Origin of the sequence: Bradyrhizobium sp. LA6.8 (genome assembly GCF_040547935.1) — a bacterium.
Classification (GTDB): domain Bacteria; phylum Pseudomonadota; class Alphaproteobacteria; order Rhizobiales; family Xanthobacteraceae; genus Bradyrhizobium; species Bradyrhizobium barranii.
On the sequence record NZ_JBEPQQ010000003.1, the window covers coordinates 369,989 to 382,276 of the forward strand.

16 protein-coding genes are annotated in these 12,288 nt (G+C 64.8%); 9 read left to right on the forward strand and 7 right to left on the reverse strand.

Annotated elements, in window-relative coordinates; all coding sequences use genetic code 11:
* Positions 1-58 precede the first annotated feature (58 nt).
* Positions 59-301, forward strand: coding sequence for a hypothetical protein (locus ABIA90_RS15380; RefSeq protein ID WP_283016550.1), 243 nt, complete (start codon positions 59-61; stop codon positions 299-301).
* Positions 302-438: 137 nt separating this feature from the next.
* On the opposite strand, the gene ABIA90_RS15385 is transcribed toward ABIA90_RS15380, so the two are convergent.
* From ABIA90_RS15385 to ABIA90_RS15395, 3 genes are all read right to left on the reverse strand, one after another.
* Positions 439-831 (reverse strand): NUDIX hydrolase, encoded by a 393-nt coding sequence (locus ABIA90_RS15385; protein WP_028152127.1) that lies wholly within the window; start codon positions 829-831, stop codon positions 439-441.
* A 97-nt stretch (positions 832-928) separates the two neighbouring features.
* Complete coding sequence (locus ABIA90_RS15390; protein WP_085404720.1) at positions 929-2,014, reverse strand: AI-2E family transporter; 1,086 nt, start codon at positions 2,012-2,014, stop codon at positions 929-931.
* Between the two features lie 190 nt (positions 2,015-2,204).
* Positions 2,205-2,924: an outer membrane protein gene (locus ABIA90_RS15395; RefSeq protein WP_354118171.1), complete on the reverse strand. Its 720-nt coding sequence runs from the start codon at positions 2,922-2,924 to the stop codon at positions 2,205-2,207.
* 255 nt (positions 2,925-3,179) lie between these two features.
* Here ABIA90_RS15395 and ABIA90_RS15400 point away from each other — a divergent pair, with 255 nt between their 5' ends.
* Both ABIA90_RS15400 and ABIA90_RS15405 read left to right on the forward strand, forming a co-directional pair.
* Positions 3,180-3,404 carry a hypothetical protein gene (locus ABIA90_RS15400; RefSeq protein WP_166096636.1) on the forward strand — a complete coding sequence of 75 codons (225 nt, stop codon included), beginning with the start codon at positions 3,180-3,182 and terminating at the stop codon, positions 3,402-3,404.
* A gap of 292 nt (positions 3,405-3,696) precedes the next feature.
* Entirely contained in the window at positions 3,697-5,742 is a 2,046-nt protein-coding gene (locus tag ABIA90_RS15405; RefSeq protein ID WP_354118170.1) for an acetoacetate--CoA ligase, read from the forward strand.
* Between the two features lie 6 nt (positions 5,743-5,748).
* Here ABIA90_RS15405 and ABIA90_RS15410 read toward each other — a convergent pair whose 3' ends face one another.
* A complete protein-coding gene (locus ABIA90_RS15410; protein ID WP_354096453.1) occupies positions 5,749-5,964 on the reverse strand; it encodes a hypothetical protein in 216 nt (71 codons plus the stop codon).
* A gap of 204 nt (positions 5,965-6,168) precedes the next feature.
* Between ABIA90_RS15410 and ABIA90_RS15415 the strand changes: the two genes are divergently transcribed.
* Positions 6,169-6,471 (forward strand): hypothetical protein, encoded by a 303-nt coding sequence (locus tag ABIA90_RS15415; RefSeq protein WP_063983186.1) that lies wholly within the window; start codon positions 6,169-6,171, stop codon positions 6,469-6,471.
* A 5-nt stretch (positions 6,472-6,476) separates the two neighbouring features.
* Here ABIA90_RS15415 and ABIA90_RS15420 read toward each other — a convergent pair whose 3' ends face one another.
* Both ABIA90_RS15420 and ABIA90_RS15425 read right to left on the reverse strand, forming a co-directional pair.
* On the reverse strand, positions 6,477-6,710 hold the full coding sequence (locus ABIA90_RS15420; protein ID WP_071917441.1) for a hypothetical protein: 234 nt from the start codon (positions 6,708-6,710) through the stop codon (positions 6,477-6,479).
* A gap of 337 nt (positions 6,711-7,047) precedes the next feature.
* On the reverse strand, positions 7,048-7,332 hold the full coding sequence (locus tag ABIA90_RS15425; RefSeq protein ID WP_354118169.1) for a hypothetical protein: 285 nt from the start codon (positions 7,330-7,332) through the stop codon (positions 7,048-7,050).
* A gap of 191 nt (positions 7,333-7,523) precedes the next feature.
* Between ABIA90_RS15425 and ABIA90_RS15430 the strand changes: the two genes are divergently transcribed.
* The 3 genes from ABIA90_RS15430 (at position 7,524) to ABIA90_RS15440 (ending at position 9,154) form a co-directional block, all read left to right on the forward strand.
* Complete coding sequence (locus ABIA90_RS15430; RefSeq protein WP_085404716.1) at positions 7,524-8,111, forward strand: formyltransferase family protein; 588 nt, start codon at positions 7,524-7,526, stop codon at positions 8,109-8,111.
* 208 nt (positions 8,112-8,319) lie between these two features.
* A complete protein-coding gene (locus tag ABIA90_RS15435) occupies positions 8,320-8,664 on the forward strand; it encodes a hypothetical protein (protein WP_354118168.1) in 345 nt (114 codons plus the stop codon).
* On the forward strand, positions 8,609-9,154 hold the full coding sequence (locus ABIA90_RS15440) for a hypothetical protein (protein ID WP_354118167.1): 546 nt from the start codon (positions 8,609-8,611) through the stop codon (positions 9,152-9,154). The genes ABIA90_RS15435 and ABIA90_RS15440 overlap by 56 nt, the downstream gene beginning before the upstream one ends.
* Before the next feature lie 59 nt (positions 9,155-9,213).
* Here the strand turns inward: ABIA90_RS15440 and ABIA90_RS15445 are convergent, their stop codons facing one another.
* A complete protein-coding gene (locus tag ABIA90_RS15445; protein WP_071913733.1) occupies positions 9,214-9,612 on the reverse strand; it encodes a RidA family protein in 399 nt (132 codons plus the stop codon).
* A gap of 147 nt (positions 9,613-9,759) precedes the next feature.
* Here ABIA90_RS15445 and ABIA90_RS15450 point away from each other — a divergent pair, with 147 nt between their 5' ends.
* Together ABIA90_RS15450 and ABIA90_RS15455 are read left to right on the forward strand one after the other, a co-directional pair.
* Positions 9,760-10,635: a DMT family transporter gene (locus tag ABIA90_RS15450; protein WP_354118166.1), complete on the forward strand. Its 876-nt coding sequence runs from the start codon at positions 9,760-9,762 to the stop codon at positions 10,633-10,635.
* A gap of 205 nt (positions 10,636-10,840) precedes the next feature.
* Positions 10,841-12,268 (forward strand): caspase family protein, encoded by a 1,428-nt coding sequence (locus ABIA90_RS15455; RefSeq protein WP_354118165.1) that lies wholly within the window; start codon positions 10,841-10,843, stop codon positions 12,266-12,268.
* Positions 12,269-12,288 lie beyond the last annotated feature (20 nt).

Here is a 12,288-nt window from a genome sequence, read left to right on the forward strand (position 1 = left end):
TTGCCGTTTGAGCCCTCGCTACCCCCGCGATAGCATGAGCCCTTTTACGGAGGCTCATTTGAAGCAGTTCATTATCATCATCGCCGCCATCGCGCTCGCCGTGACCGCTCCCGCCCGCTCGCAGGCACTGGTCGATCCCAACAAGGTTGCCCCCGAATATCGCGAGGCGGCCGAGAAGCGCCGGGCCGAGCAGATGCGGCAACGCGAATGCGCACTGAAGGCGGATCTCGACAAGGTGCTGCCCAGGGATCGCACCGTCTATCTCAACCACTGCCTGGACACGCTGGCGGTCAAGCAATAGCGGCTGGCTGGGGCCGTCTCGATCAGAGCACGACCGCAGGCCGACCTGACCGCACGATGATCTGTCGATTTCGGGCTCGTGTTGTGGACCAGCGGGCGATTTGTCGCACCGGCGCCGCGAAGACGCGGCCCCCCTCCTCACTGGCGCCGCGGCTTGCTCGGAAACAGCCGATCGCGGATGTAGCGCGAGGTCGGCGTCAGGCGGATGCCGCGCGGCTTCTGCCAGGCGGCCCGGTCGATCTCCTTCTTGTCGCCGATCTCGAGCCTGCCCTTGGCACCCTTGGCGATGAAGATCGCGTCGCTCATCTTGCGACCGGAGCGCTTATTCCTGGCTGTCACTTCCTTCCACAGGCTGATCCGGCCGAGCTTCAGCTTGGGCAGCTCCTCCTTGATCTCCCGCCGCAGGCAGTCCTTGTCGGACTCGCGCGAACGCTTGCGGCCGCCCGGGAACATCCACAGGCCGTCCGACCGCCGTCTGACCAACAATACCTTGCCGCGTTTTGCGGCAACCAGCTTGGAAGACTTCGCCATTACTGCCGTAGATCGAAAACAGAATCGCCCTATCGTAACTTGTCTAGTTGAATAGACAAGTTCGCGGGGCGCTTTGACCACAGCCCGTGCGAGCAGCTCAGCTTTCGCTCGCCGCCGCCCGGTCCTCGGTCCTGATCCAGGCCATCATCAACTCCCAGGCCACCGACAGGATGATCGGCCCGATGAACAGGCCGACGATCCCGTGGGCGAGCGTGCCGCCGATCACGCCGACGAAGATCACGATGGTGGGCGTGGTGAGGCCGCGCCCCATCACCAGCGGCTTCAACATGGTGTCGATGAAGCCGACGAGGACGAGAAACACGGTAAGCAGCAGCGCGGTGGTGACGTCCTTGGCGGTCCAGATCCAGATGATCACCGGCAGGATCACCAGGAACGCGCCGATCTGCACGATCGACAGCAACAGCACGATGAAGGCGAGCAGGCCGGCGCTCGGCACGGCTGCCATCTTGAAGCCGATGCCGGCGAGCAGCGCCTGCACGATGGCGACGCCGATCACGCCTTGCGCCACGGCGCGGATGGTGGCGCCCCCAAGCTCCAGGAAATGCTCGCTCTGCTCGGGCACGATGCGGAACAGGAAGCCCCGGCCGGCCGCAACCAGCCGCGGCCCGTGCGGAAACAGGAAACCGGCGACGAACACCGAGACCAGAAACTGGAGCGTGCCGAGGCTCGCATCGCCCGCAAGCGACAACAAGGGTCCCGCCAGCGGCTGGAGATAGGGCGCGACCTCGCGCAGCACCGCACGGATGTTGTTGTAGGCCTGATCCCAGAGATCAAAGAGCCAAGGGCCGACCACCGGCCACGACTTGAGCTGCTCCGGCGCCGACTGCAGCGCGAGGTCGCCGGTGCCGAGCTGCTTCGCCAGCTCGCGCGCACCGTCCACCGCGCTGAGGCCGAGCCAGGTCGCCGGGCCAATGACGATGCCGAGCGTGATCAGGGTGAGGATCGCGGCCGCGGTCTTCGGGCGGCCGCCGAGGATCTTGGCGACCCAGCTGAAGGCCGGATAGAACGCGACCGCAAGCACGGCGCTCCAGGCCAGGATCGGGACGAACGGGCGGATGATCAGGAAGGTCCAGATGATCAACAGGCCAAGCAGGCCGACCCGGATCAGGAGCTGGATGATGTCCTCTCCCGTCAGGAGCTGACGGAGACTTTTCACGGGCACGCCTTTCCTTGCGGCATTGACGCGGGTTCCGGCACTTGCGCGGCAAAGCGTTATTGCCAGCCGCGCATCCGGCGTCAAGACGACCGGGCCCGCGGCTGCGCAAGGGATCGGACCGCTGCGCCGCCCGGCGCGGCATCAGCTGTCGCCGAATGGGTTGGTCCAGTCGGCAGAGCGGTGGTGCTCCGTCCGCTCAGAAGTGGTAGTTCACGCCCACCGTGCCGGTCTGGATGTTCAGCTTCACATTGGCTGGAGTCGCCACCAGATTGCCTGTCGTCACCGGCTGCTCGGTGATCGTGCCGAAGCCCATATAGTTGTACTCGGCCCGCACCGACCAGTTCGGCATGAACATCCACTCGATGCCGCCGCCGGCAAGCCAGCCGGTGCGATTGAAGCTGCCCGAGGCGGAACCGGCGAGCGGGCCGGCAAGGCCGTTGTTGACGCTATACTTGTCGCGGGTGAAGGCCGCGCCACCCTTGGCGTAGAGCAGCACGCGGTCAAAGGCGACGCCGAAACGGGCGGCGACCGTGGCGATGTAGTCGTTCTTCAGCGACAGGTTGAAGCCGGCACCGCCACCGAACGGGCCGCCGGCATTGAGTGTGACGCTGGACCAGGCGCCGGTGCCTTCGAGGCCGATCACGAAATTGCTGATCTGGTAGTTGCCGCCGATCTGGCCCCCGACGATGCCACCGCTGGCCGTGGCCGAGCTCCAGGTCGCCGTCGGATCGGTCGGGTCGATGCCGGTCCATTTGCTCCAGGCGCCGCCGCCATGCGCGCCGATGTAGAAGCCGGTCCAGCTGAAGATCTGGGCCGCCACCGGCGCTTTGACCGGCGCGGGCGCAATGATGTCAGCTGCAAATGCCGGCGTTGCCAATGACAGCAGCGCAGACGCCAAAACCAGTTTCTTCCGCATGATCTCACCCCCAAATTGTCCGCCCTCCGACCGAGGCGACGATGAAATCTAGCTGTGGGATCACGCGCGGGCTTGGACCAATCGGCGACGCGATTGGACTGACGGGCGCTCGTCAGACCCGGGAAGCTCCTGCAACGCCGCGACCGGAGCCCGGTTTGGCTAACGGCGATTAACCGGATTTCCCGAGGTCAGTTTACGCCGATGCAAATCCCCGCACCTACGCTTCTCGCCAACATTCAAAAACACTGATGTGCAATGGCCAACAGCATCTGGACGACCGAAGAATTCACCTGCGCGGGTTGCAGCATGAACTACACCGCGACACGGGAAGAGCACAGCGAAGCCCACACCGGCAGCTTCAAATGCAGCATCTGCAGCGGCGTGGTGCACACCTGGTCCGGCAAGCATCACTTCTTCGGCTGGCAAGCGGTAAAGACGAAGCCGCCGGTGTTCGGAAGGCGCTGGGCGGGCGTGCAGTGACAGGCGCCAGCGATGGTCTCGGTACCGTAGCCTAATTGAGGCGACGGCCCGCCTCCACGCCGTCATTGCGAGCGTAGCGAAGCAATCCAGAGTCTTTCCGCGGCGACGGTCTGAATTGCTTCGCGACGCTCGCGATGACGAATCCATTGAAGCAAACGTGTTGCGCCACTCCAACGTGCTGCGGGCGCTCGCAGACCCACTACTGCCGTCATCGCAGTCTGCGCGAACTATGGCTTCTGCTACTCTGCGGCGCAGGATAGACTTTCCGCCCCGCAATAGAAGCTGACACGCAATGACCGCTCCTTTCGTTCCCCAGATCGCCCTCTACCGCAACTGGCTCGCCGAGCAGCGTGGCCTTTCCTTCGCGAATTACGAGGAGATGCGGCAGTGGTCGGTGCGCGATCTAGACGGCTTCTGGCGCAGCATCTGGGACTATTACGATCTGCAATCGCCGACGCCGTTTGCGGCCGTGATCACCGAGCGCAAGATGCCGGGCGCGGTGTGGTTTCCCGGTGCGCAGGTCAACTATGCGCGGCAGGTGTTCCGGCACGTTGAGGCCGCCGACGCCGCCGGCCTGCCCGCGATCATCAGTAGCGGCGAGGACGGCAAGCTCAACGAAACGAGCTGGCCGGAGCTGCGGCGCAAGGCGGCGGCGCTCGCGCTGCATCTGAAGGAGAAGGGCATCAAGCCCGGCGACCGGATCGCGGCCTACCTGCCCAACATCCCCGAAACCATCATCGCGTTTCTGGCGAGCGCCAGCATCGGCGCGGTCTGGAGCGTCTGTGCGCCCGATATGGCTGCGCCCGCCGTGATCGACCGCTTCAAGCAGATCGAGCCGAAGGTGCTGATCGCCTGCGATGCCGTCACCTATGCCGGCCGCCGGCATGATCGCAAAGACGTCGTCGCGGAGCTGCGGCGATCGCTGCCGACGGTCGAGCACGTCATCCTGCACAGCGAGGCCGCGCCCGCAGCGCCGGACGCCCTGCTCGCCGACATCGTCGCAAGGACAGGCGCCGCGATCGACGCGTTCGAGCCGGCCTGGCTGCCGTTCGATCATCCGCTCTGGATCGTCTATTCCAGCGGCACCACCGGCCTGCCGAAACCGATCGTGCACGGCCATGGCGGGATCGTCATCGTGGTGCTGGCGCTGCTGGGCCTGCACAACGACCTCGGCTGCTCCTACCACGCGAACTCGTTCGGCGAGCGCTATCACTGGTACAGTTCGACCGGCTGGATCATGTGGAATTCGCAGGTCGGCGGCCTGCTCAGCGGCACCACCTGCTGCATCTTCGACGGCAGCCCGGGCGGCACCAAGGACAAGCCGGACTGGACCACGCTGTGGCGGTTCGTGGCACAGTCGAAAGCGACCTTCTTCGGCGCCGGAGCGGCGTTCTTCGCCAACTGCGCCAAGGTCGAGATCGATCTCACTGCGGCCGGCGATCTGTCGCGGCTGCGTTGCCTCGGCTCGACCGGCTCGCCGCTCAGCGCCGACACGCAAGCCTGGTTCAACGATCGCTTCGCGGCGTTGTCGAAAATCAACGGCAGCAAGGCGCAGGCCGACATCTGGTGGGCGAACATCTCCGGCGGCACCGATTTCGCCGGCGCCTTCATCGGCGGCAACCGCGAATTGCCGCAGACGCCGGGCGCGATGCAGTGCCGCCTGCTCGGCGCGGCGGTCGAAGCCTTCAGCGAGCAGGGCCGCGCCGTCATCGACGAGGTCGGCGAGCTCGTCTGTACCGAGCCGATGCCCTCGATGCCGCTCCGTTTCTGGAACGACAAGGGCGATGCGCGCTATCGCGCCAGCTATTTCGAGACCTATCCGGACAATTTCGACGGCAGCGGTCGCGGGCCGGTGTGGCGGCACGGTGACTGGCTCAAGGTCAATCCGGACGGCTCCTGCATCATCTATGGCCGCAGCGATGCGACCATCAACCGGCACGGCCTGCGCATGGGCACGAGCGAGCTCTATTCCGCGATCGAAGCGCTGCCGGAGGTGCTGGATAGCCTCGTCGTCGACCTCGAATATCTCGGCCGCGACAGCTACATGCCGCTGTTCGTGGTGCTGCGCGAGGGGACAGCCTTCGACGCTGCGATGCAGGCCAGGATCAACAAGGCGATCGAGGTCGGCCTGTCCCGGCGATTCCTGCCGAACGAAATCTTTGCCGTCGCCGAGATCCCGCGCACGCTCTCGGGCAAGAAGCAGGAGCTGCCGATCAAGAAGCTGCTGCTCGGCCAGCCCGTCGAAAAGGTCATCAACAAGGAGGCGATGGCCAATCCCGCCTGCCTCGACTGGTATCTCGCCTTCGCCCGCGACTATCTCGCCCGAACCGCGGCGTAGCTTCGATCAACCGCCGCCGAAATTGGAGGGATCGAGATTCCTGTTCTCCGACGGCGGGATCGGCGGCCACCCGGGAAATTTGTACCAGCCGGGCGGGACCGGCGCGTCCTCGGGCAGATGGACGACGACGTGATGGCGCGGGCGGGCATGATGCGCCGGCGCGGCAGCCGCCGACAGACATGTTGCAATCAGGAGGACCAAAGCCAGGATAGACCGCATCATACGTGCTCCAGACGTCCACCCGGGGCTTCATGTGGTGCGGGAACCACGCTGGGACGACGCATCGCACCGTCACGATGTCTCACATCGGCGGCATCGCTGCTGCCGGGAGGCGCCGGAGATCAACCCAATTGCGCCAATGGCGTTTGGATTCCGTTCACCGATCGCCGCTAGATCAGGATGGATCCTCCGCGACGAACAGCAGCTATGGCCGATCTCAACGCAGTCCTCTCCAGGCTCAACGACCGCCTGCTCCGCCTCGAAGGCGAGTTGTTCGTGCTGCGCTCGCTGGCGCGCGCGACGCTGACGGCGGGCGACGACCATGCGGCGCGCATGCGCAAGCTGGTCGAGGCCGCAAAGGTCGCGCTCGACGACGAGGCCAAACGTGAGCTCGACAAACCGACGCGCAAATATGTCGATGCGGCAACCGCGCTGGTGGAGGAACTGCTGGTCGAGCCGACCCAGGCACGGCCGCTGTTCACCGTCATCGACGGTGGCCGGCGCGACTGAGCGCGTCAGATCGGACGTATCCCGCGGGGATCCGGAGACTGAGCCTTCAGCCGGCTGAGCCCCTCCTCGATGATCGCGATCTCCTCGTCGATCTTGCCGATCGGCAGGCTGAAATCATAGCCGGACCTGCTCTTCAGATCGACCGCGAGCCGCTGCCTGTGCATCATCAGCTCGTCGAGCCCACGGCGGTTCTTCAGCCGCACATAGGCGTCCACGATCTGCTCAATTGCGCTCGGCATGAAATCGGTCCCGGCAAAAAAGCCCACGCGGCGCGCCCGCGCCGGCGGGACATTTTTGGTGTCGCGGTACGCAATACAAATCCGCGACGGATTCGTCGATACGACAGGCAGGTTGAGAACGCGTTACCGTTTGATGATTTCGTGATGGCGCCGGCATGAAAAGCCGCTGGCGATCACTCGCCAGCGGCCAAAGCCGGGTTCGAAAACGGATTCGGAATCAAATTTGGCCAGCCCCGGTTGGCGCATTCTAGCGGCACACGGGGGCTGCTTATGTTAGAAATGAAACAGAGGAACCGGCGGATACATCATTTGCTGTCGATGTGGCCGCCCGGCAACGCTAGTCCGTGACGCAAAAATACTTGCGTGGCAGCCTGCGGTAGGCGCTGTAGCGGTAGTACGGCCTGTAGGCGTAGCCGCGATAGAGTGCGGGCGGCTCCTCGCCGTAATAGGCGCCGTGGTAGAAATTGTAGACCGGCCCTTCGGCGCAACGATAGGCATCCCACGTCGGACCGATGAACGGCGCCGCCCCGACCTCGGGCGGGACCGCCGGATACGGCCCGCCGGCGCGCGCGGGCGTGGCCACGCTCAGTGCCGCGAGAAGGAAAAACCACGCTCTTCGCATGCGCTCGCTCCTGATTACGGTGCCATACGCGCATGGAAGCACCGGAACAGCCAGCTGCGCAATCGCGGAGCCCGTCGCGCCCCCGCACCCGGTGCATTGTTGATAACCGGCACAAACCGCCCGCGGCTGGTGACAGGACGCACCGACGTGTTATCGGGGGATGACGCAGTTGCGAGACGGATCGGACACCCATGCGCATTACCCTCGTCGGCTCCCGCCATTTCGGCGTGACCACCCTGAACATGCTCCGGGAGCACGGCGTCCCGATCGTGCGGGTCGTCGTGGCCGACGCCGAGGATCGCCTCGCGGCGAGCGCCAAGGCGGCTGGCATCGAGGTGACGGTCCAGGCCAATCCGAAGCTGGTGGTCGCCTCCGAAATCGGCCCCGACACCGACCTGATCATCACCGCCCACAGCCACGCCCGGATCGGCAAGGACGCCCTGGCCGCCGCGAAGTACGGCGGGATCGGCTATCATCCCTCGCTGCTGCCGCGTCATCGGGGCAAAGCCGCGGTGGAATGGACCATCAAGGAAGGCGATCCGATCGCCGGCGGCACGATCTATCATCTTGCCGACCGCATGGACGCCGGCGCCATCGCCGCCCAGGACTGGTGCTTCGTCAAGAAGGGCGAGACGGCTCGCGAACTCTGGGAGCGCGCGCTCGCTCCGCTCGGCCTCAAGCTGCTGGCCGACGTGATCGACTACGTCAAGGTCCACAAGGCGCTGCCCTCCAAGGTTCAGGACGAGCAGTTCGCGACCTTGGCGCCAAGTCTTTCGTGAGTCCCTTCCGCAGTCCTTCCCCTGAGTCTCTCCTGACGTTTACCCTTAACGTGAAGGCGCGTTGATTCTGCTTCGAAAATTGGAGCCGGAAACACAAATAAACTATTGTTTCCACTGGAACAATTTTCGCTTTGGCAATGCAACAAATTTCCGTCACATTTGGGCCGAATAAGCGTCAGCATATCAGACAGATTCAAGGACGGAATTCATGCGTTTTGGTCGCATTACGGCATTCTGTGCCGCTTCAGTTATCACCCTCACCGCTCCCGCTTTCGCCCAGACCCCCTATGACGGCAACTGGCATGTCACCATCGTGACCAAGAGCGGTACCTGCGAGCCGACCGCGAGCTCCATGCTGACGGTTGCCGACGGCAAGATCACCGCGCCCGGCGCTAACGTTTCCGGCACCATCGGCAGCGGGGGACTTGTGAAAGTTTCGATCAATGGTGCATATGCCAACGGTCAACTCAGCGGCAACGCCGGATCGGGGAAGTGGAATGGAGCATCTGCAGGCATACCGTGCAGTGGGCGATGGGAAGCATCGCGCCAGTAAGAAATTCGGGATCAGCGTCGTGAGCCGGCGGCTGCTGATCGCGGCCGCCGTTTTGTTTGCGGCGGGGATCGCCAACTCTGAGAGCCAGGCCCAGTCCGGCCCGTTCGCCCCGCTGGCGGGGAGCTGGAGCGGTGCCGGCACCGTCACGCTCGATGACGGCTCGACCGAGCGGATCCGCTGCCGGGCCAGATACGCCCCGATCGGACCGACGATGGAGATGTCGCTGACCTGCGCCAGCGACGCCTACAAGTTCAATCTCGGCGCCAACGTCAGGGCTGAAGGCGGCACTATTGGCGGCAGCTGGTCCGAGGCCAGCCGCAACATCTCCGGCTCGCTCCAGGGCCGCGGTGCCGGCGGAAACTACGAGCTGGTCGCCTCCACCGCCGGCTTCAACGCCAACATCTCGCTGAAGACGTCCGGCAACAAGCAGAGCGTCACGATGCGCGCGGACAGCCAGTTCCGCGGCGCCAACATCTCGCTGTCGCGCTAAGGCGGACCGCGTTCAAGCCAAAAGCCCCGGCGATTCCGCCGGGGCTTTTTTTATCCGTTTTATACGTTCGGCACGAACGCCGTGACCTCGATTTCGACCTTGGCGCGCTCGTCCACGAGACCGCCGATGTAGAGCAGCGTCGAGGGCGGAAAATTGCGCCCCAGCGTTTCCTTCCAGGCCGCGCCGATGCCGGCGCCCGCGGCCTCATATTCGCTGCGGCTGGTCAGGTACCAGGTCAGGCGGACGATGTGCTCCGGACCGGCTCCGGCCTCGCCCAGCAGCTTGATGATCCGCTTCAGCGCGGTTGCGACCTGCGCCGCCATGTCAGGCGCGTAATTGCCGGTCTCGTCGCCGCCGGTCTGCCCGGCCAGCACCACCCAGCGGCCAGGCCCTTCGGCCACCACGCCGTGAGAAAAGCCCCGCGGTTTCTTCCATTCAGCCGGCTGCAAGATTTGCATGAGCGAAGATCTCCCTTTTCTTGTTGTTCAATGATGCCTTAGCACGCCGCCCTGCATCGCTGCATCCGCAGTTTTGGCCGTTGCAAACGCCGGCGATGTCGCCGATACCGGCCCTCCCCTCAGGCTCGATCGCCCGCACCAGCAACGATGACCGCGACACCGTCCAAAACGATGGCTGCACTGTGGATGGCCGGCTGGCTGACGCTGATGCTGGTCATGGCGGTTGCCGGCCGCGAGACCACGCGCGAGCTGAACGTTTTTGAAATTATGGAAGTGCGCTCGGTAATCGGCTTCACGCTGCTGCTGCCGATCATCTACCGGGCCGGCGGTTTCAAGGCGGTCGCGACCAAACGCCTGCCCCAGCACCTCGCGCGCAACGGGGTCCATTATTTCGCGCAGCTCGGCTGGTTCTACGCACTGACGCTGATCGGGATCGGTCAGGTCGTCGCGATCGAATTCACCATGCCGATCTGGACTGCGGTGCTGGCCGCAACGTTTCTGTCCGAGCGCATGACCGTGTGGAAGATCGCCGCCATCGCGCTCGGCATCGTCGGCGTCGTCATGATCGTGCGGCCCGCCACCGGCGAGATCAATCCGGGCCAGTTGATCGCACTCGGGGCCGCGATCGGCTTCAGCATTTCCATGATCTTGGCGAAATCGCTGACCCGGACCGAGAGCGCATTGTCGATCCTGTTCTGGATGATCGTGGTGCAGATGGTCGTGGGCCTGCTGCCGACGCTCTATGTCTGGACCTGGCCGTCAGCCACCCTCTGGGGATGGCTCTTCGTCATCGGGGTCTGCGGCACATTCTCGCACTATTGCCTCGCCAGCGCGCTCCGCTACGCGGATGCAACCATCGTGGTGCCGATGGACTTCTTGCGGGTGCCGCTCACCGCGACTGTCGGCTGGCTGCTGTATTCGGAGCGGCTCGATGCCTGGACCGTGCTCGGCGCGACGCTGATCCTGTGCGGCAATCTCCTGAATCTGAAGCCGACCGCTCCGGTTCCCGCCCGCGCGCAGTGAACCTCGCGCTGTCTCGCGCGACAAAAACGAAGTGGCCGTGTGATCTGGATCACGTTGGAGGGTCATTCCATCGTGCACATTCGGCCACACAGCAGCGGGTTGAATGCGACGTTACTGCCGTTTTGGTGGCGCGAAGTCGGGCACTTCGTGTAGGTTCGTTGCCAATTTGTTGCTGCCTGCAATTCGATTCTGTTGGGGATTTCAGATGCGCACTCTCACCCTGCTCGTTTCGCTGATGTGCATGGCACTGTCGGTCAGTGCCGCGAAGGCCGACCGCCGTGTCGCCTTCGTCGTCGGCAACGGCTCCTACAAGAACGTCGCACAATTGCCGAACCCGCCGATCGACGCCAAGGCGATGGCGGCGACCCTGCGCAATGTCGGCTTCGAGGTGATCGAAGGATCCAACCTCACCCGCGACCAGATGACGGAGAAGCTCCTGGACTTCGGCCGCAAGGCGCAAGGCTCCGATGTCGCAGTGTTCTATTACGCCGGCCACGGCATCGCGGTCAGCGGCAGCAACTACCTCCTGCCTGTCGACGCCGACATCAAGTCGGAGATGGACGTCAAACTCGGCGCAGCCATCAATATCGACCTGACGCTCGAGCAGACCATGGGCGACGCCAAGGTCAAGCTCGTCTTCCTCGACGCCTGCCGCGACAATCCGTTCGCCGCCAAGATCAAGTCGAACTCGGCAACGCGCAGCGTCAACGTGCAGAGCGGTCTTGCCGAGATGAAGTCGGGCGAAGGCACGCTGATCGCGTTCGCCACCGGCCCGGGCCAGACCGCGCTCGACGGCCAGGAGGGCAACAACAGCCCGTTCACCCGCGCGCTGATCGACAACATCACCAAGCCCGGCGTCGAGATCCAGCAGGCGATGACCTCGGTGCGCGCCCAGGTCAACGAAGAGACCCGCAAGGGCCAGCTGCCCTGGGGCCACACCAACCTGATCGGCGCGGTCTATCTCAACCCGTCGCAGCAGACGCAGGTTGCCAACGCAGCCCCGACCGCTTCCGGAAACGTGCCGGCGGCAGCGAGCAGCTCCGACGGAGTCGAGCTCGAGTACTGGCGCTCGGTCAAGGAATCCAACAAGCCGGAAGAGCTCAACGCCTATCTCTCGGCCTATCCGAACGGCCAGTTCAAGGCGCTGGCGCTGGCGCGGCTTGCGGCGATCAAGAGCGGCCCGTCCACGGCGACCCGCAATCTGAACTCCGGGATCGATCCCGCCACCTTCACCGACGACTCCACCCAGCTCACCGAGGACCAGATCGGCCTCGACAAGGGCCAGCGCCGCGACGTGCAACGCCGCCTGACCGGGCTCGGCTTCGACACCAAGGTCACCGGTGCCTTCACCGACGAGACGCGCGCGGTGCTGAAGCGCTGGCAGGCCGCCCGCGGCTACCCGTCGACGGGCTACCTCAACAAGCTCCAGCACAAGGCCCTGCTGTCCGAGATCGTGGCGGCCGCGCCGGCCACCGCGAGCGACGACAGCGCGAAGCCGGCCCGGCGTGCTGCCCCGGCCCAGGCCCAGAGCGGCGCACCGGTTCAGCATCGCAACAGCGGCGGCGGCGATGCCGGCGCGGCCTTCGTCGGCGGTGTCGTCGGCGGCATGATGGGCGGCATGTTCCGCCGCTGAGGCGGGACCAGATCGCAAAC

Excerpts from the sequence above, each read along its gene's own strand:
- ABIA90_RS15440 (WP_354118167.1), top strand. The coding sequence starts at position 8,609 with ATGGAGCATCTGCAGGCATACCGTGCAGTGGGCGATGGGAAGCATCGC.
- ABIA90_RS15430 (WP_085404716.1), top strand. The coding sequence starts at position 7,524 with ATGCGCATTACCCTCGTCGGCTCCCGCCATTTCGGCGTGACCACCCTG.
- ABIA90_RS15395 (WP_354118171.1), bottom strand. The coding sequence starts at position 2,924 with ATGCGGAAGAAACTGGTTTTGGCGTCTGCGCTGCTGTCATTGGCAACG.
- ABIA90_RS15405 (WP_354118170.1), top strand. The coding sequence starts at position 3,697 with ATGACCGCTCCTTTCGTTCCCCAGATCGCCCTCTACCGCAACTGGCTC.
- ABIA90_RS15420 (WP_071917441.1), bottom strand. The coding sequence starts at position 6,710 with ATGCCGAGCGCAATTGAGCAGATCGTGGACGCCTATGTGCGGCTGAAG.
- ABIA90_RS15450 (WP_354118166.1), top strand. The coding sequence starts at position 9,760 with ATGACCGCGACACCGTCCAAAACGATGGCTGCACTGTGGATGGCCGGC.
- ABIA90_RS15425 (WP_354118169.1), bottom strand. The coding sequence starts at position 7,332 with ATGCGAAGAGCGTGGTTTTTCCTTCTCGCGGCACTGAGCGTGGCCACG.
- ABIA90_RS15400 (WP_166096636.1), top strand. The coding sequence starts at position 3,180 with ATGGCCAACAGCATCTGGACGACCGAAGAATTCACCTGCGCGGGTTGC.
- ABIA90_RS15455 (WP_354118165.1), top strand. The coding sequence starts at position 10,841 with ATGCGCACTCTCACCCTGCTCGTTTCGCTGATGTGCATGGCACTGTCG.
- ABIA90_RS15415 (WP_063983186.1), top strand. The coding sequence starts at position 6,169 with ATGGCCGATCTCAACGCAGTCCTCTCCAGGCTCAACGACCGCCTGCTC.
- ABIA90_RS15435 (WP_354118168.1), top strand. The coding sequence starts at position 8,320 with ATGCGTTTTGGTCGCATTACGGCATTCTGTGCCGCTTCAGTTATCACC.
- ABIA90_RS15445 (WP_071913733.1), bottom strand. The coding sequence starts at position 9,612 with ATGCAAATCTTGCAGCCGGCTGAATGGAAGAAACCGCGGGGCTTTTCT.
- ABIA90_RS15410 (WP_354096453.1), bottom strand. The coding sequence starts at position 5,964 with ATGATGCGGTCTATCCTGGCTTTGGTCCTCCTGATTGCAACATGTCTG.
- ABIA90_RS15385 (WP_028152127.1), bottom strand. The coding sequence starts at position 831 with ATGGCGAAGTCTTCCAAGCTGGTTGCCGCAAAACGCGGCAAGGTATTG.